The following is a 19386-nucleotide window of genomic DNA, read 5'->3' on the forward strand; positions in this document are numbered from 1 at the left end:
GGCGTTGACTTTTGGCACGCTGTTGAGTTCTCAAGGAACGGACGCTTCCTTTGTACTCACCCTCTCGGGCTTTCCTCCGGGCGCTTCCCTTCGGTCTTGCGTTTCCGACTCTATCAGACCCCTTCGGCTCCGATTCCCGGTCGGCGGGATGTCGTCAGGTTTTGGGCTTTCGCCCGTCGCCCTTTCGACATTCACTACGTTAACCGATCTCCCCGCCCGATTCATAATCGGGGCCGGCGACTTCGAATTCGGACATGCGGACACGCCGAAATCGACCCCGCTGAGGGGGTGGTCGTAGGTAGTGGGTTGGCCGCTTGCGGATGCAGAACGAACGCCCTGCCCGGCTCAAGCGGCTCGGGCTACATTACGCATCTTCCACGGGCGAGTCAACTTCGGCGCCGACGCGGCACGTGGGCGCGGTACGGGCTGACCGTCGGATCGTCCGCCACCCAGTACCGCCACGGGTGCACGCCCCCCTCGCCGGAGACGCCGGTACGCGGTCCGTTCCGCACCTGGGAGGAATCGACGAGCGTGCCGTGGAGGACACGGAGCGGGGTGTCGCCGGTGGCGCAGGCGTCGGTGCCGTTGAGGGAGCGGTCGACGTCCAGGGCTGTCGCGAGGCGGGCCGGGCCCTTGGCCAGTTCCTTGTCGTTGCGGGCGGAGAGCCGGCGGGTGCGGGCGAGCTCCGCGCCCTCCACGATCTCCCCCGCACGGAGCAGGACCGCGCTCGCCCGGCCCTCGGGGCCGCAGACCAGGTTCATGCAGAACCACATGCCGTAGGTGAAGTAGACGTACACATGGCCGGGCGCACCGAACATCACCTCGTTGCGGGGCGTGCGTCCGCGATAGGCGTGCGAGCCGGGGTCGTTCTGTCCGTCGTAGGCCTCCACCTCGGTCAGGCGGAGGACGATCGGGCCGTCCGGGGTGTCGCGGACGAGGAGACGGCCGAGCAGATCGGGGGCGACCTCGAGGACGGGCCGGTCGAAGAACTCCCTCGGCAGGGGCGTACGGTCGGGGCTCGCGATCATGCCGTCCGAGGGTACTGGAGGCGGGGCCGGCGCCGGGCTGGTCAACCGGTCGCCGCGGTTGCCAGGGTGTGGGGCACACGGAACCGGCCGCGGCCGGATCGCGTTGTTAGGGATCGGAGTCCGGCGCACGACGTGCTGCGGGCCCGTGGATCAGGTGTGACCCAGCCGGGGTCGCCTGGAGAGGGAGAGACATGGCGTTCAAGAAGCTGCTGGCGAGTCTGGGGGCCGGCGGGGCCTCGGTCGAGACGGTGCTGCACGAGGTCAACGTCGTTCCTGGGGGTGTGGTCCAGGGCGAGGTGCGGATCCAGGGCGGGTCCGTGAACCAGCAGATCGAAGGGCTGTCGGTCGGTCTTCAGGCCAAGGTCGAGGTCGAGAGCGGCGACGAGGAGTACAAGCAGAACATCGAGTTCACCAAGCAGCAGCTGGGCGGCGCCTTCGAGCTGCAGGCGGGCGCGGTGCACGCCGTGCAGTTCGGGCTCGAGATCCCGTGGGAGACTCCGGTCACGATGATCGACGGGCAGCCGCTGCGCGGAATGGACATCGGTGTGACCACCGAGCTGGCGATCGCGCGGGCCGTCGACTCCGGTGACCTGGACCCGATCAACGTGCACCCGCTGCCGGCGCAGAAGGCGATTCTGGACGCTTTCATCCAGCTCGGTTTCCGCTTCAAGAGCGCGGACATGGAGCGCGGCCACATCCGGGGGACGCGGCAGAAGCTGCCGTTCTACCAGGAGATCGAGTTCTACCCGCCGTCGCAGTACCGCGGGCTGAACCAGGTGGAGCTGAGCTTCGTCGCCGACGCGCAGGCGATGGACGTCATCCTGGAGATGGACAAGAGGCCGGGTCTGTTCAGTGAGGGCAGCGACACGTTCCGTTCCTTCCAGGTGGGTCTGAACGACTACCAGGGGACCGACTGGGCGGCGTACCTGAACCAGTGGCTGTCGGAGGTCGGCTCCAAGCGGAACTGGTTCTAGGCTCGTTCGTGACTGAACGTCATCGATCAGGAGGTACCGAGGTGACCGAGCTCAAGCGGCGGCCGCTCCCCCATGACTTCCATCCGCCCGTGCCGTCGTTCACGGTGACGAGCGACGATGTGAAGGAGGGTGCGACGCTCACGGACGCTCAGGTCCACGCGGCGGGCAACACGTCGCCGCACCTGCGCTGGGAGGGTTTCCCGCCGGAGACCAAGAGCTTCGCCGTGACCTGCTACGACCCGGACGCCCCGACGGGCAGCGGGTTCTGGCACTGGGTGGTGTTCGACATCCCGGCCTCGGTGACCGAGCTGCCGGCCGGCGCCGGCAGCGGCTCCTTCGAGGGGCTGCCGGAGGGCGCCGTCCACGCGCGGAACGACTACGGGACCAAGGAGTTCGGCGGCGCCGCGCCGCCGCCCGGGGACGGCCCGCACCGGTACGTGTTCACGGTGTACGCCGTGGACCAGGAGAAGCTGGGTCCGGACGCGGACGCCTCCCCTGCCGTGGTGGGCTTCAACCTGCGGTTCCACACGCTCGCGCGTGCCCAGCTGATCGGCGAGTACGAGGTGCCCGCGGAGTCCTGAGTCCCCCGCGCGACACCGGGCGTTCCCGGAACGTTTGCCCGCCCCTGGTCTTGGAATTGATCAGGGGCGGGCATTTTTTCCGTCGGGGTCCCCGGGAGTCGTCTCCCGCGGGAGCAGCGGATATTGCGTTGTCCATCCCGGCGCGCCCGGCCAGAGTTGTTCCAGCCCGCCGAGGGGCGGGCCGGTGCGCACGGGAGGTGGGCTGGTATGCGGGACACGCTGGTGCTGAACGCGAGCTTCGAGCCGTTGTCGACGGTGACACTCAACCGGGCCGTCGTTCTGGTGCTTCAGGACAAGGCCGTCGTCGAGCAGGCCCATCCCGAACTGCGGATGCGGGGAGCCGCGGTCGACATACCGGCGCCCCGGGTGATCAGGCTGTGTCAATACGTGCGGGTGCCGTTCCGAAGACGTGCGCCGTGGTCGAGGCGGGGTGTGCTGGTGAGGGACCGGCACCGGTGCGCGTACTGCGGTCGGAGGGCGACGACCGTCGACCATGTGGTGCCGCGGTCGCTCGGCGGGCAGGACACCTGGCTGAACACGGTGGCGTCGTGCGCCGAGGACAATCACCGCAAGGCCGACCGGACACCGGAGCAGGCGGGGATGCCGCTGCTGCGGGAGCCGTACGAGCCGACGCCTGCGGATGCGATGTTGCTGGCGCTGGCCAGGGACGACTTCGAGGCGTTGCCCGAGTGGCTGGCGTCGGCCGCCGCGTGAGGCTTCGCCGTAGGGGCTGAGCGGATGACCCGGGTGCGGGTCGGACGTGGTTGATCGCGCAGTTCCCCGCGCCCCTCAGGAGGTGCGGGGAACTCGCGGGGTGCTCTCAGTCGATCGACGGCTTTTCGCGGCGTTCCTGGGCCGGGACGGTGCCACCCGAGGCGCCGTTGCCGCCCAGGTTGGAGCCGAAGTTGCCCATCGCGCCGGAGAGGCCCTTGAGGGCGTCGCCGATTTCGCTGGGGACGATCCAGAGTTTGTTGGCGTCGCCCTCCGCGATCTTCGGGAGCATCTGGAGGTACTGGTAGGAGAGCAGCTTCTGGTCCGGGTCGCCGGCGTGGATCGCTTCGAAGACCGTGCGGACGGCCTGGGCCTCGCCCTCGGCGCGCAGCGCGGCGGCCTTGGCCTCACCCTCGGCGCGCAGGATCTGGGACTGCTTCTCGCCCTCGGCGCGCAGGATCTCGGACTGCCGGACACCTTCGGCCTGGAGGATGGCGGCGCGCTTGTCACGGTCGGCGCGCATCTGCTTCTCCATCGAGTCCTGGATGGAGGTGGGCGGCTCGATCGCCTTGAGCTCGACGCGGTTGACGCGGATGCCCCACTTGCCGGTGGCCTCGTCGAGGACGCCGCGCAGCGCCGCGTTGATCTCCTCACGGGAGGTGAGGGTCCGCTCGAGGTCCATGCCGCCGATGATGTTGCGCAGGGTGGTGACGGTGAGCTGCTCGATGGCCTGGATGTAGCTGGCGACCTCGTAGGTGGCGGCCCGCGCGTCGGTCACCTGGTAGTAGATGACGGTGTCGATGTTGACGACCAGGTTGTCCTGGGTGATCACCGGCTGCGGCGGGAAGGGGACGACCTGCTCGCGGAGGTCGATGCGGTTGCGGATGGTGTCGATGAACGGGACGACGATGTTGAGGCCCGCGTTGAGTGTCCGCGTGTAGCGGCCGAAGCGCTCGACGATGGCGGCGCTGGCCTGTGGGATGACTTGGATCGTCTTGATCAGGGCGATGAAGACCAACACCACCAGGATGATCAGGACGATGATGACCGGTTCCATCGTCGGTTCCCCGAACCCTTCTTAGCCTCGGCGCCTACGGCATGTCGTGTGTGCCTGTGCACGGTCGTGCGGTTGTAGATCTTGCTGGTCGAGTCTGTCAGACCGCGGGGCCAACCGGGGGCGTGTTCGCACCGGTTGTGCCGTACGGGAGGTGCGGGATCACATGACGATCGCGGTGGCCCCCTCGATCTCCACGACGTCGACCTCCTGGCCGACCTCGTAGGAGCGGCCGGTGTCGAGGGCGCGGGCCGACCAGACCTCGCCCGCCAGTTTGATGCGGCCACCGCTGCCGTCGACGCGTTCGAGGACGACGGCCTGTTTCCCCTTCAGGGCGTCGACCCCGCTGGCGAGTTCGGGCCGTTGGGACCGGTGTCTGCGGGCGATGGGCCGGACGACGGCGATCAGCGCGGTCGAGACGACGGCGAAGACCGCGACCTGGGCGACGGCCCCGCCGCCGAAGATTCCGGAGACCACTGCCGCGGCGACGGCGCCCACCGCGAGCATGCCGAGTTCGGGCATCGCGGTGACCACCAGGGCGATGCCGAGTGCCGCCGCGCCGATCAGCCACCACAGCCATGCGTCGATGTCCACAAGGTCATGGTAGAACCGCGCACCCGGTCACGGACAGGGCGCCGGTCGGTCGAACGGGCCTTGTCGTGCCGGGGGTTGTGCGCGGGGTGGGGTCGTGTCAGCTCATCGGGAGGCCCTGGGCGGTCCAGCGGTCGCCGACCTGCTCGACGACGAGCGGGAGACCGAAGCACAGGGACAGGTTGCGGCTGGTGAGTTCGAGCTCGAGCGGGCCGGCTGCGAGGACCTTGCCCTGACGGATCATCAGGACGTGGGTGAAGCCGGGGGCGATCTCCTCGACGTGGTGGGTGACCATGATCATGGAGGGGGCGATCGGGTCGCGGGCGAGGCGGCCGAGGCGGCGCACCAGGTCCTCCCGGCCGCCGAGGTCGAGGCCGGCGGCGGGCTCGTCGAGGAGGAGCAGCTCGGGGTCGGTCATCAGGGCCCGGGCGATGAGGGTGCGCTTGCGCTCGCCCTCGGAGAGGGTGCCGAACTTGCGGTCCAGGTACTCCGACATGCCGAGGCGGTCGAGGAAGGCGCGGGCGCGCTGCTCGTCGATGTCCTCGTACTCCTCCTGCCAGCCGGCGGTCATGCCGTAGGCGGCGGTGAGCACGGTCTGGAGGACGGTCTGCTTCTTGGGCAGCTTGTCGGCGAGGGCGATGCCGGCCACGCCGATGCGGGGGCGCAGCTCGAAGACGTCGGTGCCGGGACGGCCGAGCGTCTCGCCGAGGATGGTGGCGGTGCCCTTGCTCGGGTAGAGGTAGCTGGACGCGATGTTCAGCAGGGTGGTCTTGCCGGCGCCGTTGGGGCCAAGGATGACCCAGCGTTCGCCCTCCTTGACCGACCAGGAGACCTGCTCCACCAGAGCCCGGCCCTCGCGGACCACGGATACGTCCTGAAGTTCCAGAACATCGCTCATGAGCGCCTTGTCTCCCCTTGCAGTGTGGCCGGTCTCGGCTGTCGCGTACGCCTTGTGGGTCGGTCCGCCGCACCCGTGGGCGGGAGCCCATCATGAAATCTACGCCACCGGCCGACCCGGACATTCCATCGGTCCGGTTTCCGGGTGCTGTCTAGGGTGTACGCATGCTTTCGGAACCACGCTCTGGTCGTCTCGCTTCTTGGGGCAACGCCCTTCTCGCCGGACTTGTCTCCCCGGACGAGGCGGCGCTCGCCGTCGTCGGGGAGGACGCGGTGCACCGGGTGGAAGGGGTGCCCGGGGAGTCCGCGCCGGTGGGGCTCACGCTGGCCCTGGGGCGGCTGCGGGGGCTCGGGGTGTCGGGGCTGCGGGTGGCACTGCCGGCGCCGGGGCATCCGCTGGGGCTGAGCGGCCCGCCGGAGTTCAACGCGCGGGCGCTGGAGGCCGAGGAGGCCGTGGTGTGCCAGGGGGCGGCGCTGGGGCTGGTGCCGGAGGTGTCGGAGGCCGGGCCCGAGGGCGATGTGCATGTGGAGGTCCTCTGGCACTGTCTGCCGGTGCGGGAGGCTCCGCCGGCGGACGTGCCGTCGCTGGGCGAGGCGGAGCGGGAGCTGGCGGAGGCGCTGCGGGAGGCGACGGAGGCGCTGACGCGGCTGGACGTGGCCGGGTCGGGTCCGGTCGCGGAGGCGGCGATCGACGCGTACCGGGCGCGGGCCACGGCGTCGCGCGGGCAGGACGTGCTGGCGCCGGGGTATCCGCCGCGTGCGGTGCGGGTGCTCGAGCTGGCGCAGCGGGTGGGCGCGCTGGTGTCGCTGGCGACGGCGCACGGGCACGGCGGCGCGGTGAGCGCGTCGGAGATGTCGGCGCGGGCGCTGGCGCTGCGGCCGGTGGAGCGGACGGCCCGGCGGGCGCAGGTGGCGGCCTACAACGCGTTCGTGGAGGAGCGCGGGGCGCGCTGAGCCCTCGCCGCCGGGCGGGGACAGGTCTCTCGTCGCCGGCCCCCGGCAGGGACGAGCCCCGGCGCCGGGTGGGGGCGGGCGGCCGGGGCTTGTCGTCTGGTGGCGTCGGTCGTCAGTCGTTGACGGCGACGTTGCCGAAGGCCGGGTTCAGCACACCGATCACGTTGATGCTGTTGCCCGACACGTTGACCGGGACGTCGACCGGGACCTGGACGAGGTTGCCGGAGACGACGCCCGGGGAGCCCACGGCCTTGCCGTCCGCGTGGCTGCCCTCGCTGGCGGAGGCCATGCCCGCACCGGCGGCGAGCAGACCGCCGGCCACCATCGTCACGGCCGCTGCCTTCTTCAGGTTCTTCACTTTCCGAGCCCTCCTTGCGACGACCGCGGCGAGCGCCGCGGTCCGCACTGGGCAACGCGTGGCACGGGCGGGGGATACGGGGCCCGTGAGCCATTCCCCCTACGGTATGAATCTCGCACCGGAGGGGAACCTTCCGGTGACAACGGGCCGAGGGTCAGCCGCTGAGGCCGTGCCGCACGGCCCACAGCGCGGCCTGGGTGCGGTCCGCCAGGTCGAGCTTCATCAGGATGTTCGACACGTGCGTCTTCACCGTCTTCTCGGACAGCACGAGGGCGCGGGCGATCTCCCGGTTGGCCCGGCCGTCCGCGATCAGCCCCAGCACCTCGCGCTCCCGCTCGGTGAGCGAGCCCGCGCGTCCCGCCCCGGAACCGCTCTCCTCCTGGGACAGCAGCGCGCCCGCCACCTCCGGCTGGAGCAGCACGTGCCCGGCGTGCACGGAGCGGATGGCGCCGGCCAGCGCGTCCGGGTCGATGTCCTTGTAGACGTAGCCCGCGGCGCCCGCGCGGAGGGCGGGGATCACCGTGCGCTGCTCGGTGAAGCTGGTGACGACCAGCACCCGGGCACGGTGGTCCAGCTCGCGCAGCCTGCGCAGCGCCTCCACGCCGTCCATGCCGGGCATCTTGACGTCCATGAGGATGACGTCGGGCTGGAGCTCGCCGGCCAGGGCGACCCCCTCCGTGCCGTCCGCGGCCTCGCCGACGACCTCGATGTCGTCCTGCACTTCCAGGAAGGTGCGCAGACCACGCCGGACCACCTGGTGGTCGTCGACCAGCAGCACCTTGATCGCGTCAGCCACCGGGGACCTCCATCTCGATGGTGGTGCCCTTTCCGGGCGCCGATTCCACGGTCAGCCTGCCGCCGACCCCGCTCGCCCGGTCCCGCATGGAGACCAGGCCCAGATGGCGGCCCGCCCGGCGGACGGTGTGCGGGTCGAAGCCGCCGCCGTCGTCGCCGACCCGCAGGACCGCGCCGTTGCCGCGCCGCTCCAGGGTCACGTCGACGTGACTCCCGCCGGAGTGGCGCAGGGCGTTGTGCAGCGCCTCCTGGGCGACCCGCAGCACCGCCTCCTCCTGCGCGGCGGGCAGGGCGCGCACGCCGTGGCCGGTGAAGGTGACGCGCGCGCTGTGGGCGCGGTCGAGGACCTGCACCTGGGTACGCAGGGTGGCGGCCAGCCCGTCCTCGTCGAGGGCGGCGGGGCGCAGCTCGACGACCGCGGCGCGCAGTTCGTCGGCGGCCTCGGCGGCCAGCTCCGCCACCTGCTGGAGCTCGCCCTTGGCACGGGCCGGGTCGCGGTCCACGAGACGGGCGGCGGCCTGGGCGGTGAGGCGCAGGGAGAACAGCTTCTGGCTGACGGCGTCGTGCAGCTCGTGGGCCAGACGGGAGCGCTCCTCGGCGATGGTCAGCTCGCGGCTGCGCTCGTAGAGGCGGGCGTTGGTGAGGGCGATGGCCGCGTGCTGGGCGAGGATGCCGAGGAGCTCCTCGTCGTCCGCCGTGAAGCCGCAGGCGCCGTCCGGCTTCGGGCAGTTCTTGTTCGCGAGGAACAGGGCGCCGAGCACCTCGTCGCCGTCGCGGATCGGCAGGCCCAGGAAGTCGACGAGGTCGGGGTGGGCGCTGGGCCAGCCCTCGAAGCGCGGGTCGCGGCGCACGTCGGCGAGGCGCTGCGGGGCGGCGTCGTCGAGCATCGCGGCGAGGATGCCGTGCCGGCGCGGCAGGGGGCCGATGGCCTTCCACTGCTCGTCGCTGACGCCGTCCACCACGAACTGGGCGAAGCCGCCGTGGTCGTCGGGGACGCCGAGGGCGGCGTACTGGGCGCCGAGGAGTTCGCGGGCGGAGGCGACGATCGTCTTGAGGACGTCGCGCACCTCGAGATGCCTGCTCATGGCCAGCAACGCGGAGCTCACCGCGGCGAGGCCGGACCGGGGGCCGTGGCTCATGTCCTCACGGTACCGGCGGGCCACGGGCCCGCGGATCGGACCGCCGGCCGCCCCTCTCCCCCGCCGCTGGTCCTAGGTCCCGGGTCCGGGGCCCGCCGGCGCGGCCTAGGGCGAGGGACGGGGGCGTGCCGTCGTAGGCCGAAGGGACCCGGGCGGCTGCGTCCCGCGCCCGAGGCGGCGCAGGGGCCCGGCTTCCTACGTTGATCACACGCCGACAGGGCGGGACGACACGACGGACGAGGGGACGGTTGTCATGCCGGTTGCGATCATCACGGGAGCCTCGAAAGGGCTCGGACGGGCGCTGGCCCTGGGGCTGGCAGAGCGGGGCTGGGACCTGGTGCTCGACGCGCGGGGCGAGGACCGCCTGGCGGAGACGAAGGTGCTGGCCTCGGCGCACGGCACCCGGGTGACGGCGGTGCCCGGGGACGTCACGGACCCCGCGCACCGGGCGGAGCTGGTGGCGGCGGCCTGGCGGCTGGGCGGGGTGGACCTGCTGCTGCACAACGCGAGCGCGCTGGGCGCCGAGCCGCTGGTGCGGCTGGCGGAGCTGCCGCTGGAGGGGCTGCGGCGGGCGCTGGAGGTGAACCTGGTCGCCGCGCTTGGCCTGGTGCAGGAGGCGCTGCCGCTGCTGCGGACCGCGGGGGCGGGCGCGGTGCTGGTGGTGAGCTCGGACGCCGCCGCGGAGGCGTATCCGACGTGGGGAGGGTACGGCGCGTCGAAGGCGGGTCTCGACCAGCTGGCGGCGGTGCTGGCGGAGGAGGAGCCGGGGTTGCGGGTGTGGTCGGTCGACCCGGGGGACATGGCGACGGACCTGTACACGGCGGCCGTGCCGGACGACGACGATGCGCGGCCGGAGCCGGAGACGGTTGTGCCGGGGTTCCTGCGGCTGCTGGAGGAGCGGCCGGCCAGTGGCCGCTACGGCGCCCCGGCGCTGCTGGAGGGACGGCGGTGACGGTCACGTTCCGGGTGCCGGAGGAGCTGTCGGCTCGGGTGCCGGCGGAGCGGCGGGCGCCCGGCCGCGACCGGGACGCGGTGCGGCTGCTGGTGTCGCGGGGCACCGGGGTGTCCCACCACGCGTTCTCGGAGCTGCCGCTGCTGCTGCGCGCGGGCGACCTGCTGGTGGTGAACACGTCGCCCACGCTGGCGGCGGCCGTCGACGGGCGGGTCGGCGGCGCGCGCGTGGTGGTGCACTTCTCCACGCGCGGCGACGACGGGCGCTGGGCGGTCGAGCTGCGGGACCCGGACGGGCGCGGCACCACGCGCGTGCGCGCGGGCACGCGTGCGGGTACTGGGGTGCGGCTCGCCGGGGGTGCGCGGCTGCGGGTCGAGGAGCCGCTGAGCGCGGGGGCGCCGCGGCTGTGGTGGGCGCGGGTGTCGCGGGACGTGCCGGGGCTGCTGCAGGAGCACGGGCGGCCGATCCGGTACGCGTACACGGAGCGGGACCAGCCGCTGTCGGCGTACCAGACGGTGTTCGCGCTGCCCTCGCGGGACGGTTCGGGAAGCGCGGAGATGCCCAGCGCGGGGCGTCCGTTCACCGCGCGGACGGTGACGGAGCTGGTGAGCCGCGGGGTGCAGGTCGCGCCGGTGCGGCTGGACACGGGGGTGGCGTCGGCGGAGGCGCACGAGCCGCCGTACCCGGAGCGGTTCGCGGTGCCGGAGGCGACGGCGCGGCTGGTCGGCGCGGTGCGGGCGGGCGGCGGCCGGGTGGTCGCGGTGGGCACGACGGCGGTGCGGGCGCTGGAGTCGGCGGCCGGTGCCGACGGGGTGGTGCGGGCCCGCGCGGGGTGGACGGACCTGGTGGTGACCCCGGAGCGGGGGGTGCGGGTGGTGGACGGGCTGCTGACCGGGCTGCACGAGCCGGAGGCGTCACACCTGCTGATGCTGGAGGCGGTCGCGGGGCGGGAGGCGGTCGCGCGGGGGTACGAGGAGGCGCTGGACGGGCGGTATCTGTGGCACGAGTTCGGGGACGTGCACCTGCTGCTGCCGTACTGACGGAGCGGCGCGGACCGGCCCGGCCGAGGGGGGCGGAAACTCCTCACACAGCGCATTGCGTCAGCAACACGCGGTGAGGAGGGAGGGGGCGGGGTGTGAGGCCGGGCATAGGGCGTACATCACGTACGAAGCGGATTAGGAGACTCATATCCTCCCTATACGCGGGGCGAACAGTCCCATCTGCCCGCTTTGACGCCCCCCTGATCCACTACCCGGCTTCGTAGGTCACACCTTTGCCCGGCGATTTTGCGGCCGCTAACAATGGCTGCGTCGCTCAGCGCCGTGGGCTTCTTGCCCGCGGCGTTCGTGTGCCGAAGAAGCACAGTCCCACCGGACATCGAGCGACCTCCGCGCTATTCGAAGAGGTCCGTTCCGCATGCCCAAGCACATCCTCACCCGTGGTCATGGTCGAGCCCTGACCCGCCACCACAAGATCGCCGCCGCGGGCGTCGCCGCTCTCGGCGCCGCCGCCATCGGCTTCTCGGCGGTCCCGAGCAACGCCTCGACGACGACCACGGCCGAGGCCCCCGCCCAGACGGCGAAGGTGGCCTACAGCACCCAGCAGATCCAGGGCGTCAAGGCCGACGTGAACAGCCAGCTCGCCGGCACCAGCGTGAAGGTCGAGCAGATCGCGGCCAAGAAGCAGGCCGCCGCCGAGGCCGCCGCGAAGAAGAAGGCGGCCGCCGCGGCCAAGGCCGCGAAGGCCCGCGAGGCGGCGGAGTCCGCGAGCCGTTCCAGCGAGCGCGCCGCGGTGAAGAAGGCCGCTCCGAAGAAGTACGGCGACAACCTCGACGGCTGGATCCGCGAGGCCATGTCCATCATGAAGAAGAACGGGATCCCGGGCTCCTACGAGGGCATCCACCGCAACATCATCCGGGAGTCCTCCGGCAACCCGAAGGCGATCAACCTCTGGGACATCAACGCCCAGAAGGGCATCCCCTCCAAGGGGCTGCTCCAGGTGATCCCGCCGACCTTCGACGCGTATCACGTCAAGGGCACCCCGAAGAACATCTACGACCCGGTCGCCAACATCGTCGCCGCCTGCAACTACGCGGCCGACAAGTACGGCACCATGGACAACGTCGACAGCGCGTACTGAGAGGTCGGCGCGGACCTCTCCCTCCGCACACAGACGCCGAAGGGCGGCACCCTCCTGACGGGGTGCCGCCCTTCGGGGCCGTACGGCGGGACTACTTGCGCATGACCTCCGGCTCGTGGCGGCGCAGGAAGCGCGCCACGAAGAAGCCGCAGACCACACCGAGCGCGAGCAGCGCGCCCATGTCCATCGCCCAGGCGCCGGCCGCGTGCTCCCACAGCGGGTCGTCGCTGTCCCCCTTGGCGGGCGGGCTGATGTTGTTGAAGTCCAGCGTGGTGCCCGCGGCGGCCACCGCCCAGCGCGACGGCATCAGGTACGACAGTTCGTTGACGCCGACCGAGTTGGCCAGGGGGAACAGGCAGCCGGTGAAGACGACCTGGACGATCGCGAACATCACCAGCAGCGGCATCGTCTTCTCGGCGGTCTTCACCAGGGCCGAGATGATCAGTCCGAACATCATCGCGGTGAAGCCCAGCGCCATGATCGGGATGCACAGCTCCAGCAGGATCTGGCCGCCGAGGACCAGCCCCTCGTCGGGCACCGTGCGGCTGGCGAAGCCGATGACGCCGATCATCAGGCCCTGGATCATGGTGATCAGGCCCAGCACGAAGACCTTCGACATCAGGTACGCCGAGCGGGACAGGCCGGTGGCGCGCTCCCGCTCGTAGATCACACGTTCCTTGATCAGCTCACGGACGGAGTTCGCGGCGCCGGCGAAGCACGCGCCCACCGCGAGGATGAGCAGCACCGTGAGCGCCGTGCCGTTGCCGACGGGCCTGCCCGTTCTCGGGTTGATCTCCGTGTTGACCAGCAGGTCCTTGCCCTGGTCGATGAGCAGGCTGACCGAGCCGAGGACCAGCGGCAGGATGATCGACAGGGCGAGGAAGCCCTTGTCGGAGGCGATCACCGACACATAGCGGCGCACCAGCGTGGTGAACTGCGACGCCCAGCCCTGCGGCTTCGGCGGCTTCATCGCCTGCATCGCGGGGACCTGTACGGACTGCGGGGCGACCGCGTCGATGTCCGCGGCGTACATCTGGTAGTGCTGCGAGCCCTTCCAGCGGCCCGCCCAGTCGTAGTCGCGGTAGTTCTCGAAGGCGGAGAAGACGTCGGCCCAGGTGTCGTAACCGAAGAAGTTCAGCGCCTCCTCGGGCGGGCCGAAGTAGGCGACGGAACCGCCCGGCGCCATCACCAGCAGCTTGTCGCAGATCGCCAGCTCGGCCACCGAGTGGGTCACCACGAGGACCGTGCGGCCGTCGTCGGCGAGGCCGCGCAGCAGCTGCATGACGTCGCGGTCCATGCCCGGGTCGAGGCCGGAGGTCGGCTCGTCCAGGAAGATCAGCGACGGCTTGGTGAGCAGCTCCAGCGCCACCGACACGCGCTTGCGCTGACCGCCGGACAGGGACGTGACCCTCTTGTCCTTGTGGATGTCCAGCTTCAGCTCGCGCAGCACCTCGTCGATGCGGGCCTCACGCTCGGCCGCCGTGGTGTCGGCGGGGAAGCGCAGCTTGGCCGCGTACTTCAGGGCGCGCTTGACGGTCAGCTCCTTGTGCAGGATGTCGTCCTGCGGGACCAGACCGATGCGCTGGCGCAGCTCGGCGAACTGCTTGTACAGGTTGCGGTTGTCGTACAGCACCTCGCCCTCGTTGGCGGGGCGGTAGCCGGTGAGCGCCTTGAGCAGCGTCGACTTGCCGGAGCCGGAGGGACCGATGACCGCGATCAGGGACTTCTCCGGGACGCCGAAGGAGACGTCCTTCAGGATCTGCTTGCCGCCGTCGACCGTGACGGTCAGGTGGCGGGCGGAGAAGGACACCTCACCGGTGTCGACGAACTCCTCGAGCCGGTCGCCGACGATCCGGAACGTCGAGTGACCGACACCCACGATGTCGGTGGGGCCGAGCAGTTGCGATCCGCCCTTGGCGATCGGCTGGCCGTTGACGTAGGTGCCGTTGTGCGAGCCCAGGTCGCGGATCTCCATGCGCCCGTCGGGCGTCGAGTGGAACTCCGCGTGGTTGCGGGACACCTGGAGGTCGGAGACCACCAGGTCGTTCTCCAGGGCACGGCCGATGCGCATCACGCGGCCGAGCGAGAACTGGTGGAACGTCGTGGGACTGCGGTCGCCGTAGACCGGCGGCGCCCCCGCGCCACCACCGGGGCCCTGCTGCTGGGGGATGTGCGGCGCGTTCTGCTGCTGCGGTTGCTGCTGCCAGCCCTGCTGGGCCGGCGGCTGCTGCCAGCCGGCGCCCCCGCCCTGGGCGGCGTACGGCTGCTGCGCCTGCGGCACGGCGGCTGCGGCGACACCGGACAGCGTCACGCGCGGGCCGTCGTTCGCGTTGCCCAGGTTCAGCACCGTGTCGGCGGTGAACTCCAGGTGATGGATCCGCTGACCCTGCACGAAGGTGCCGTTGGTGCTGCCGTGGTCCTCGATCAGCCAACTGCGGCCGTTGAAGCTGATCGTGGCGTGACGCCAGGACACCCTGGCGTCGTCGAGGACGACGTCGCCCTGCGGGTCACGTCCCAGGGTGTAGGACCTGGACGGATCGAGCGTCCAGGTGCGTCCGTTTGATTCCAGTACGAGTTCCGGCACTCCATGCCCCACTGAGTTGTTCCCCCGAATTTCCCCCGTCGCAGGGAGTCTAGGGATGTCGAACATCGGGGGGAACTATTTCAGGCGCGGCCCTCCGACCGAAAGTCGGCCCTGTCACGACCCGGCGACAAGGCGTCGACGGCCCTGTCCGGGCGGGGGTTGAAATCGCCCCGGAGAGTGGTAAACCACGCGAGGGGGACATGTGCGGCCTGCCGGGCCGCTCCGCGGATCGGGGGGTCTGCCCATGAGTACTGCCACAGGCTCCGCCGGCCCGGGGCGTGCCACCGGTCTGCCGTGGGCGGACGTGGTGATGTCCGCGGTCGCCGCGGTGAGCTGGGCGCTGATCGGGATGGCGGGGACGGCCGCGCTGGGACTGCGTCTGCTGGACGCGGACACGGCGGCGTCGCCGGGGCCGACGGCCGCCGCGGTGGTGGCGCTGGCGGTGGGCGGTTCGGTGACGCCGACGGGGGACGTGTCGATGTTCGGGCTGTCCGGCGCCGAGGCGGACACGGCGGTCGACGTGATGCCGCTCGGTGTGGGGCTGGTGGGGGCGCTGCTGCTCTCCCTCGTCTTCCTGAGGTCCTTACGGGTGGCGGGAGTTGTCGTGTCCGGCCGTGAACTCGCCGCGCGGGCGGGCACGGTGGTCGCGCTGGCCGTGGCGACGGCGGGCGGGCTGGTGTGGGCGGGCCACGACGTGATCACCGTCGACGTGGCCGCGCTCGGTGTGGCCGGCCTGCCAGGCGCGGACGGTGGCGGAGGGCTGGACGTCCCCGGGCTGGGCGACATCGGGGAGCTGCTGCCGGACCGGGTGGGGGACCTGGTCGACGCGGAGGTGACGGTGGGGTTCTCCGTCGACACGGCGCCGACGCTGCTGGCGGGGCTGTTCTGGTCGGCGGGCGTGCTGCTGGTCGCGCTGCTCGCCTCCCGGCGTACTCCGCTGCCGCGCGGGTGGGACGCCCTGCACCGGGTGGTGCGGCCGGTGGCCTCGTCGGTCGTCGCGGTGCTGCTGGTCACGGTGGCGGCGGGGATCGCCGCCGCCGGGTACGCGGCGGCCGGCGACGACCATCCCCGCCGGATCGCCGGGGCCGCGCTGCTGGGGGCGCCGAACGGGGTGTGGCTGGGGGTGTCGGTCGGGCTTTTCGTCCCGTGGGACGCCCAGGGGGACGGGGCGCTGCTGGGCGCGCTGCCGCATCCCCTGGACGAGCTGCTGCGGACGGGGACCAGGGAGCCGGTCACCCTGGGCGCGCTGGCCGGGCTGGACGGGCGGGTGTGGCTGCTGGGGGCCGGGGCAGCGACGGCGGTGCTGCTGGCGGGCGTGCTGACGGGGGTGCGGACGCCGCTGGGGGGTGCGCCGGGGGCGGGTGGTTTCGCCGGGCGGTGTGCGGTGCGGCTGGGCGCCGCCACGGCGGTGACGCTGCCGGTGCTGGTGTGGCTCACGGAGGTGTCCGTGGGCGCCTCGCTGTCGATGCTGGGGTACGACGCGTTCGACGCGGGGCTGGATCTGAACGGGCGGCTCGGCGCGGCGGCGCTGCTCGGTGCCGTGTGGGGCGCCGGGGCCGGTGCGGCGGGGGCGCTGCTGGCGTGGGCGTGCGGGGTGGCCGGGACGCGGGTGGCGGCACTGGCACGGGGTGCCGGAGGCGACGGCTCGTCGGCGCCGGCGCCCTCGGGTCCCTACCGGCCGGGCCTGCCGTACCGCCCGCCCGACCCGGACACCAATCCGTATCTACGGCTGCCGGGGGCGCGGACGGAACAGGCTGCCCCCGAGGACGCGGTGCCGGGCCGGAGCACGCTTGCGGACACGGGTGCCGGCGCGGACGACGTGGCGGCGGCCCCCACGGTCGCCGGCCTCGCCCCGCCCTCTCGCCCGCCCCGCCCGGACCGTGGCCGCCTGTGGCCGGACAGGGTCCCGCCCCCTCCCCCACCACCGTCGGCGCCCCGCCCTCCGGGGGCGCGCGAGCCCGAGGGGGGAGACGAGGGCGCCCGGGGGTCGGGGGGACGCTAGGAGGCGGGCCGGCCTGGTGCCCGACGCCGAACCGTGTTCACGGCCGGGGGCGGGACCGGGCGGGGTGTCCGGAGGGCGGACCGTGCGGGCGCGGGGCACTCCGTGCCGGATACGGTAAGAGCACCATGAGCGCATCGCAGACCTCCGACGTTCCCACCCTCCTGGTCAAGATCTTCGGCAAGGACCGGCCCGGCATCACGGCCGGCCTCTTCGACACACTCGCCGCCTACTCCGTCGACGTGGTCGACATCGAGCAGGTCGTCACCCGCGGACGCATCGTGCTGTGCGCGCTCGTGACCCAGCCTCCGGCCGGGATGGAGGGCGACCTGCGGGCTACCGTCCACAGCTGGGCGGAGTCGATCAAGATGCAGGCGGAGATCATCTCCGGCAGGGGCGACAACCGCCCCCGCGGTCTCGGCAGGTCCCTGGTGACCGTGCTGGGCCACCCCCTCACCTCGGAGGCGACGGCCGCGGTCGCCGCGCGGATCACCAAGGCCGGCGGCAACATCGACCGTATCTTCCGGCTCGCCAAGTACCCGGTGACCGCCGTGGAGTTCGCGGTGTCCGGCGTGGAGACGGAGGCGCTGCGCACCGCGCTGGTGACGGACGCGGCCCGGTTCCGCATCGACATCGCCGTGGTCGCGGCGGGCCTGTACCGCAGGGCGCAGCGCCTGGTGGTGATGGACGTGGACTCCACGCTCATCCAGGACGAGGTGATCGAGCTCTTCGCGGCGCACGCGGGCTGTGAGGACCAGGTCGCCGAGGTGACGGCGGCGGCGATGCGCGGGGAGCTGGACTTCGAGCAGTCGCTGCACGCGCGGGTGGCGCTGCTGGAGGGTCTCGACGCCTCCGTGATCGACAAGGTGCGCAGCGAGGTGCGTCTGACGCCGGGCGCCCGCACCCTGATCCGTACTCTCAAGCGGCTCGGCTACCAGGTGGGCGTGGTGTCGGGTGGCTTCACCCAGGTCACCGACGACCTGAAGGAGCGCCTCGGTCTGGACTTCGCCCAGGCGAACACGCTGGAGATCGTCGACGGCAGGCTCACCGGCCGGGTGACCGGCGAGATCGTGGACCGGGCGGGCAAGGCCCGGCTGCTGCGCCGCTTCGCGGCCGAGGCGGGTGTGCCGCTGTCGCAGACGGTGGCGATCGGTGACGGCGCGAACGACCTGGACATGCTGAACGCGGCCGGTCTCGGTGTCGCCTTCAACGCCAAGCCGGTGGTGCGCGAGGCGGCGCACACGGCCGTGAACGTCCCCTTCCTGGACACCGTCCTCTATCTGCTGGGCATCACGCGGGAAGAGGTGGAGGCCGCGGACACGATCGCCGGCGACTGAGCCGCGCGCACCGGCCCTGACGACGGAAGGGCCCGGCTCCGACGAGGTCGGTGCCGGGCCCTTGTCGTGCCGGGCGGGTCAGCCGGGGGTCACTCGGTGGGCGCCCAGTAGTCGACCAGCGTGGCGGTACCGGGCTCCAGGGACTTCCAGGGGCCGGTGAAGGTCAGGACCGCGAACGCGGCGGCGGGGAAGCCGCGCCGCGTCATGCGCTCGCGCGCGTCGCCCCCGGACGCGCCGCCGAGGATGTCGGCCAGTCCCTGCACGCCCGGGTTGTGTCCGATCAGCAGGACGTTCTGCGCGTCGTCGGGGGTCTCGTTGAGCAGGGCGATCAGCTCGCCGGGCGAGGCCTCGTAGACCCGCTCCTCGTAGACGGTTTTCGGCCGCTTCGGGAACTCGTGGACCGCGAGTTTCCACGTCTCCCGGGTGCGTACCGCCGTGGAGCACAGGGCCAGGTCGAAGGCGACGCCGGAGTCGGCCAGCTTGCGGCCGGCGGCCGCGGCGTCCAGGCGGCCTCGCTCGGCGAGGGGCCGCTCGTGGTCGGACACCGGAGGCCAGTCGGCTTTCGCATGCCGGAAAAGGACAATCCTGCGGGGTTCTGCGACGCTCATGGCACCCAGCTTCGCACGAAACAGGCCACGGGGCGCAGGGAGTTGACCGGCGCCTCGGCGCGTTCAGCGGGCCATGAGCTGCTGCGCCCGCTCGACGAGGAGGGTGAGCGCGGGCTCACCGGCTGTCGCGTGCGCGTCGGAGGGGTTGAGGACGAGGGCGAGCAGGGCCACGAAGGCGAGCGAGGGGAGGGCCAGGGCCCACCACGGCAGCCGGGTGGCGGCACCGGCCCGGGGGGCCGGAACGGGCCGGGAGTGCGTGCGCGCCGACATGGGTGCCTCCGCTCTTCGAGAGCTCCGGGGCCGCCGGTCGCGGCCACATCTCGAAGGTAGGGATCGGCGGGGCGTCAACCCATCCGGTGATCCACCCACTTGACCCTGAGCCTGGCCCCCTAGGGGACGGTGGTGCCAGCACCACCCTCAGGGCGCGGAGCCGGTCACCGCGCTCGGGGCACGGGGCACGGGCGCCGCCGCCCGCGCTCAGGGCGCGAGCACCGTCGCGATGACGCCGATGACGATGAAGATCGCGAAGAACGCGCCGAAGACGAGCAGCATCTTCTTCTGGCCGTTCTGCGGGTTCGGGTCGAGGACTGGCATGGGGAAAGTGTCGCACCCTCCCCGCCCGGCACCGGCCACGGGGTGCCCGGCCGGCGCGGCGGCCCGGGGCGAGGGGCGGCCCCTCACGAAG

20 protein-coding genes are annotated in these 19386 nt (G+C 72.1%); 9 read left to right on the top strand and 11 right to left on the bottom strand.

Features of this window, described 5'->3' with window-relative positions:
• Window positions 1-386 precede the first annotated feature (386 nt).
• Window positions 387-1028 carry a DNA-3-methyladenine glycosylase gene (locus ACF1AG_RS25490; protein ID WP_359606796.1) on the bottom strand — a complete coding sequence of 214 codons (642 nt, stop codon included), beginning with the start codon at window positions 1026-1028 and terminating at the stop codon, window positions 387-389.
• Between the two features lie 191 nt (window positions 1029-1219).
• Here ACF1AG_RS25490 and ACF1AG_RS25495 point away from each other — a divergent pair, with 191 nt between their 5' ends.
• The 3 genes from ACF1AG_RS25495 to ACF1AG_RS25505 all read left to right on the top strand — a co-directional run bounded on the left by ACF1AG_RS25495 (window position 1220) and on the right by ACF1AG_RS25505 (window position 3297).
• Entirely contained in the window at window positions 1220-2002 is a 783-nt protein-coding gene (locus ACF1AG_RS25495; protein ID WP_359606794.1) for a sporulation protein, read from the top strand.
• Window positions 2003-2043: 41 nt separating this feature from the next.
• Complete coding sequence (locus ACF1AG_RS25500; protein WP_359606792.1) at window positions 2044-2583, top strand: YbhB/YbcL family Raf kinase inhibitor-like protein; 540 nt, start codon at window positions 2044-2046, stop codon at window positions 2581-2583.
• Window positions 2584-2790: 207 nt separating this feature from the next.
• Complete coding sequence (locus tag ACF1AG_RS25505; RefSeq protein WP_048458543.1) at window positions 2791-3297, top strand: HNH endonuclease; 507 nt, start codon at window positions 2791-2793, stop codon at window positions 3295-3297.
• A 106-nt stretch (window positions 3298-3403) separates the two neighbouring features.
• Here the strand turns inward: ACF1AG_RS25505 and ACF1AG_RS25510 are convergent, their stop codons facing one another.
• From ACF1AG_RS25510 to ACF1AG_RS25520, 3 genes are all read right to left on the bottom strand, one after another.
• The gene (locus ACF1AG_RS25510) at window positions 3404-4351 is read right to left on the bottom strand and encodes an SPFH domain-containing protein (RefSeq protein ID WP_359606790.1); all 948 of its coding nucleotides are present in this window, start codon (window positions 4349-4351) and stop codon (window positions 3404-3406) included.
• A 159-nt stretch (window positions 4352-4510) separates the two neighbouring features.
• Window positions 4511-4942, bottom strand: coding sequence for an NfeD family protein (locus tag ACF1AG_RS25515; RefSeq protein ID WP_033275590.1), 432 nt, complete (start codon window positions 4940-4942; stop codon window positions 4511-4513).
• Window positions 4943-5039: 97 nt separating this feature from the next.
• Entirely contained in the window at window positions 5040-5837 is a 798-nt protein-coding gene (locus ACF1AG_RS25520; RefSeq protein ID WP_024887131.1) for an ABC transporter ATP-binding protein, read from the bottom strand.
• A 164-nt stretch (window positions 5838-6001) separates the two neighbouring features.
• Here ACF1AG_RS25520 and ACF1AG_RS25525 point away from each other — a divergent pair, with 164 nt between their 5' ends.
• The gene (locus tag ACF1AG_RS25525; protein ID WP_359606788.1) at window positions 6002-6790 is read left to right on the top strand and encodes a hypothetical protein; all 789 of its coding nucleotides are present in this window, start codon (window positions 6002-6004) and stop codon (window positions 6788-6790) included.
• Window positions 6791-6902: 112 nt separating this feature from the next.
• Here the strand turns inward: ACF1AG_RS25525 and ACF1AG_RS25530 are convergent, their stop codons facing one another.
• The 3 genes from ACF1AG_RS25530 to ACF1AG_RS25540 form a co-directional block, all read right to left on the bottom strand.
• Window positions 6903-7148, bottom strand: a complete 246-nt coding sequence (locus ACF1AG_RS25530) for a chaplin (RefSeq protein WP_359606786.1) — start codon at window positions 7146-7148, stop codon at window positions 6903-6905.
• A gap of 154 nt (window positions 7149-7302) precedes the next feature.
• On the bottom strand, window positions 7303-7944 hold the full coding sequence (locus ACF1AG_RS25535; RefSeq protein WP_359606784.1) for a response regulator transcription factor: 642 nt from the start codon (window positions 7942-7944) through the stop codon (window positions 7303-7305).
• Window positions 7937-9082 (bottom strand): GAF domain-containing sensor histidine kinase, encoded by a 1146-nt coding sequence (locus ACF1AG_RS25540; RefSeq protein WP_359606782.1) that lies wholly within the window; start codon window positions 9080-9082, stop codon window positions 7937-7939. The genes ACF1AG_RS25535 and ACF1AG_RS25540 overlap by 8 nt, the downstream gene beginning before the upstream one ends.
• A gap of 253 nt (window positions 9083-9335) precedes the next feature.
• Between ACF1AG_RS25540 and ACF1AG_RS25545 the strand changes: the two genes are divergently transcribed.
• From ACF1AG_RS25545 to ACF1AG_RS25555, 3 genes are all read left to right on the top strand, one after another.
• Window positions 9336-10034 carry an SDR family oxidoreductase gene (locus ACF1AG_RS25545; RefSeq protein ID WP_359606780.1) on the top strand — a complete coding sequence of 233 codons (699 nt, stop codon included), beginning with the start codon at window positions 9336-9338 and terminating at the stop codon, window positions 10032-10034.
• The gene (locus tag ACF1AG_RS25550; protein ID WP_387794827.1) at window positions 10031-11074 is read left to right on the top strand and encodes an S-adenosylmethionine:tRNA ribosyltransferase-isomerase; all 1044 of its coding nucleotides are present in this window, start codon (window positions 10031-10033) and stop codon (window positions 11072-11074) included. Before ACF1AG_RS25545 ends, ACF1AG_RS25550 begins: the two co-directional genes overlap by 4 nt.
• Window positions 11075-11450: 376 nt before the next feature.
• The gene (locus tag ACF1AG_RS25555; protein ID WP_359606777.1) at window positions 11451-12173 is read left to right on the top strand and encodes a transglycosylase SLT domain-containing protein; all 723 of its coding nucleotides are present in this window, start codon (window positions 11451-11453) and stop codon (window positions 12171-12173) included.
• A gap of 91 nt (window positions 12174-12264) precedes the next feature.
• On the opposite strand, the gene ACF1AG_RS25560 is transcribed toward ACF1AG_RS25555, so the two are convergent.
• Window positions 12265-14757 (bottom strand): FHA domain-containing protein, encoded by a 2493-nt coding sequence (locus ACF1AG_RS25560; RefSeq protein WP_387794826.1) that lies wholly within the window; start codon window positions 14755-14757, stop codon window positions 12265-12267.
• 244 nt (window positions 14758-15001) lie between these two features.
• Here ACF1AG_RS25560 and ACF1AG_RS25565 point away from each other — a divergent pair, with 244 nt between their 5' ends.
• Window positions 15002-16759, top strand: a complete 1758-nt coding sequence (locus ACF1AG_RS25565) for a streptophobe family protein (protein WP_387794825.1) — start codon at window positions 15002-15004, stop codon at window positions 16757-16759.
• A gap of 125 nt (window positions 16760-16884) precedes the next feature.
• Window positions 16885-18093 carry a phosphoserine phosphatase SerB gene (gene serB, locus ACF1AG_RS25570; RefSeq protein ID WP_359606058.1) on the top strand — a complete coding sequence of 403 codons (1209 nt, stop codon included), beginning with the start codon at window positions 16885-16887 and terminating at the stop codon, window positions 18091-18093.
• 89 nt (window positions 18094-18182) lie between these two features.
• On the opposite strand, the gene ACF1AG_RS25575 is transcribed toward serB, so the two are convergent.
• The 3 genes from ACF1AG_RS25575 to ACF1AG_RS25585 form a co-directional block, all read right to left on the bottom strand.
• On the bottom strand, window positions 18183-18701 hold the full coding sequence (locus ACF1AG_RS25575; RefSeq protein WP_359606060.1) for a histidine phosphatase family protein: 519 nt from the start codon (window positions 18699-18701) through the stop codon (window positions 18183-18185).
• A gap of 63 nt (window positions 18702-18764) precedes the next feature.
• On the bottom strand, window positions 18765-18971 hold the full coding sequence (locus ACF1AG_RS25580; RefSeq protein WP_387794824.1) for a hypothetical protein: 207 nt from the start codon (window positions 18969-18971) through the stop codon (window positions 18765-18767).
• A 207-nt stretch (window positions 18972-19178) separates the two neighbouring features.
• Window positions 19179-19295, bottom strand: a complete 117-nt coding sequence (locus ACF1AG_RS25585; protein WP_006132620.1) for an SGM_5486 family transporter-associated protein — start codon at window positions 19293-19295, stop codon at window positions 19179-19181.
• Window positions 19296-19386: the final 91 nt, after the last annotated feature.

The sequence above is a fragment of the Streptomyces sp. NPDC014764 genome (assembly GCF_043082785.1).
GTDB lineage: Bacteria > Actinomycetota > Actinomycetes > Streptomycetales > Streptomycetaceae > Streptomyces > Streptomyces althioticus.

What these genes read in the sequence shown, in the direction of transcription:
- ACF1AG_RS25555 (WP_359606777.1), top strand. Translation starts at nt 11,451, where the DNA reads ATGCCCAAGCACATCCTCACCCGTGGTCATGGTCGAGCCCTGACCCGC.
- ACF1AG_RS25580 (WP_387794824.1), bottom strand. Translation starts at nt 18,971, where the DNA reads ATGTCGGCGCGCACGCACTCCCGGCCCGTTCCGGCCCCCCGGGCCGGT.
- ACF1AG_RS25545 (WP_359606780.1), top strand. Translation starts at nt 9,336, where the DNA reads ATGCCGGTTGCGATCATCACGGGAGCCTCGAAAGGGCTCGGACGGGCG.
- ACF1AG_RS25525 (WP_359606788.1), top strand. Translation starts at nt 6,002, where the DNA reads ATGCTTTCGGAACCACGCTCTGGTCGTCTCGCTTCTTGGGGCAACGCC.
- ACF1AG_RS25520 (WP_024887131.1), bottom strand. Translation starts at nt 5,837, where the DNA reads ATGAGCGATGTTCTGGAACTTCAGGACGTATCCGTGGTCCGCGAGGGC.
- ACF1AG_RS25585 (WP_006132620.1), bottom strand. Translation starts at nt 19,295, where the DNA reads ATGCCAGTCCTCGACCCGAACCCGCAGAACGGCCAGAAGAAGATGCTG.
- ACF1AG_RS25575 (WP_359606060.1), bottom strand. Translation starts at nt 18,701, where the DNA reads ATGAGCGTCGCAGAACCCCGCAGGATTGTCCTTTTCCGGCATGCGAAA.
- serB (WP_359606058.1), top strand. Translation starts at nt 16,885, where the DNA reads ATGAGCGCATCGCAGACCTCCGACGTTCCCACCCTCCTGGTCAAGATC.
- ACF1AG_RS25565 (WP_387794825.1), top strand. Translation starts at nt 15,002, where the DNA reads ATGAGTACTGCCACAGGCTCCGCCGGCCCGGGGCGTGCCACCGGTCTG.
- ACF1AG_RS25505 (WP_048458543.1), top strand. Translation starts at nt 2,791, where the DNA reads ATGCGGGACACGCTGGTGCTGAACGCGAGCTTCGAGCCGTTGTCGACG.
- ACF1AG_RS25540 (WP_359606782.1), bottom strand. Translation starts at nt 9,082, where the DNA reads ATGAGCCACGGCCCCCGGTCCGGCCTCGCCGCGGTGAGCTCCGCGTTG.
- ACF1AG_RS25490 (WP_359606796.1), bottom strand. Translation starts at nt 1,028, where the DNA reads ATGATCGCGAGCCCCGACCGTACGCCCCTGCCGAGGGAGTTCTTCGAC.
- ACF1AG_RS25510 (WP_359606790.1), bottom strand. Translation starts at nt 4,351, where the DNA reads ATGGAACCGGTCATCATCGTCCTGATCATCCTGGTGGTGTTGGTCTTC.
- ACF1AG_RS25495 (WP_359606794.1), top strand. Translation starts at nt 1,220, where the DNA reads ATGGCGTTCAAGAAGCTGCTGGCGAGTCTGGGGGCCGGCGGGGCCTCG.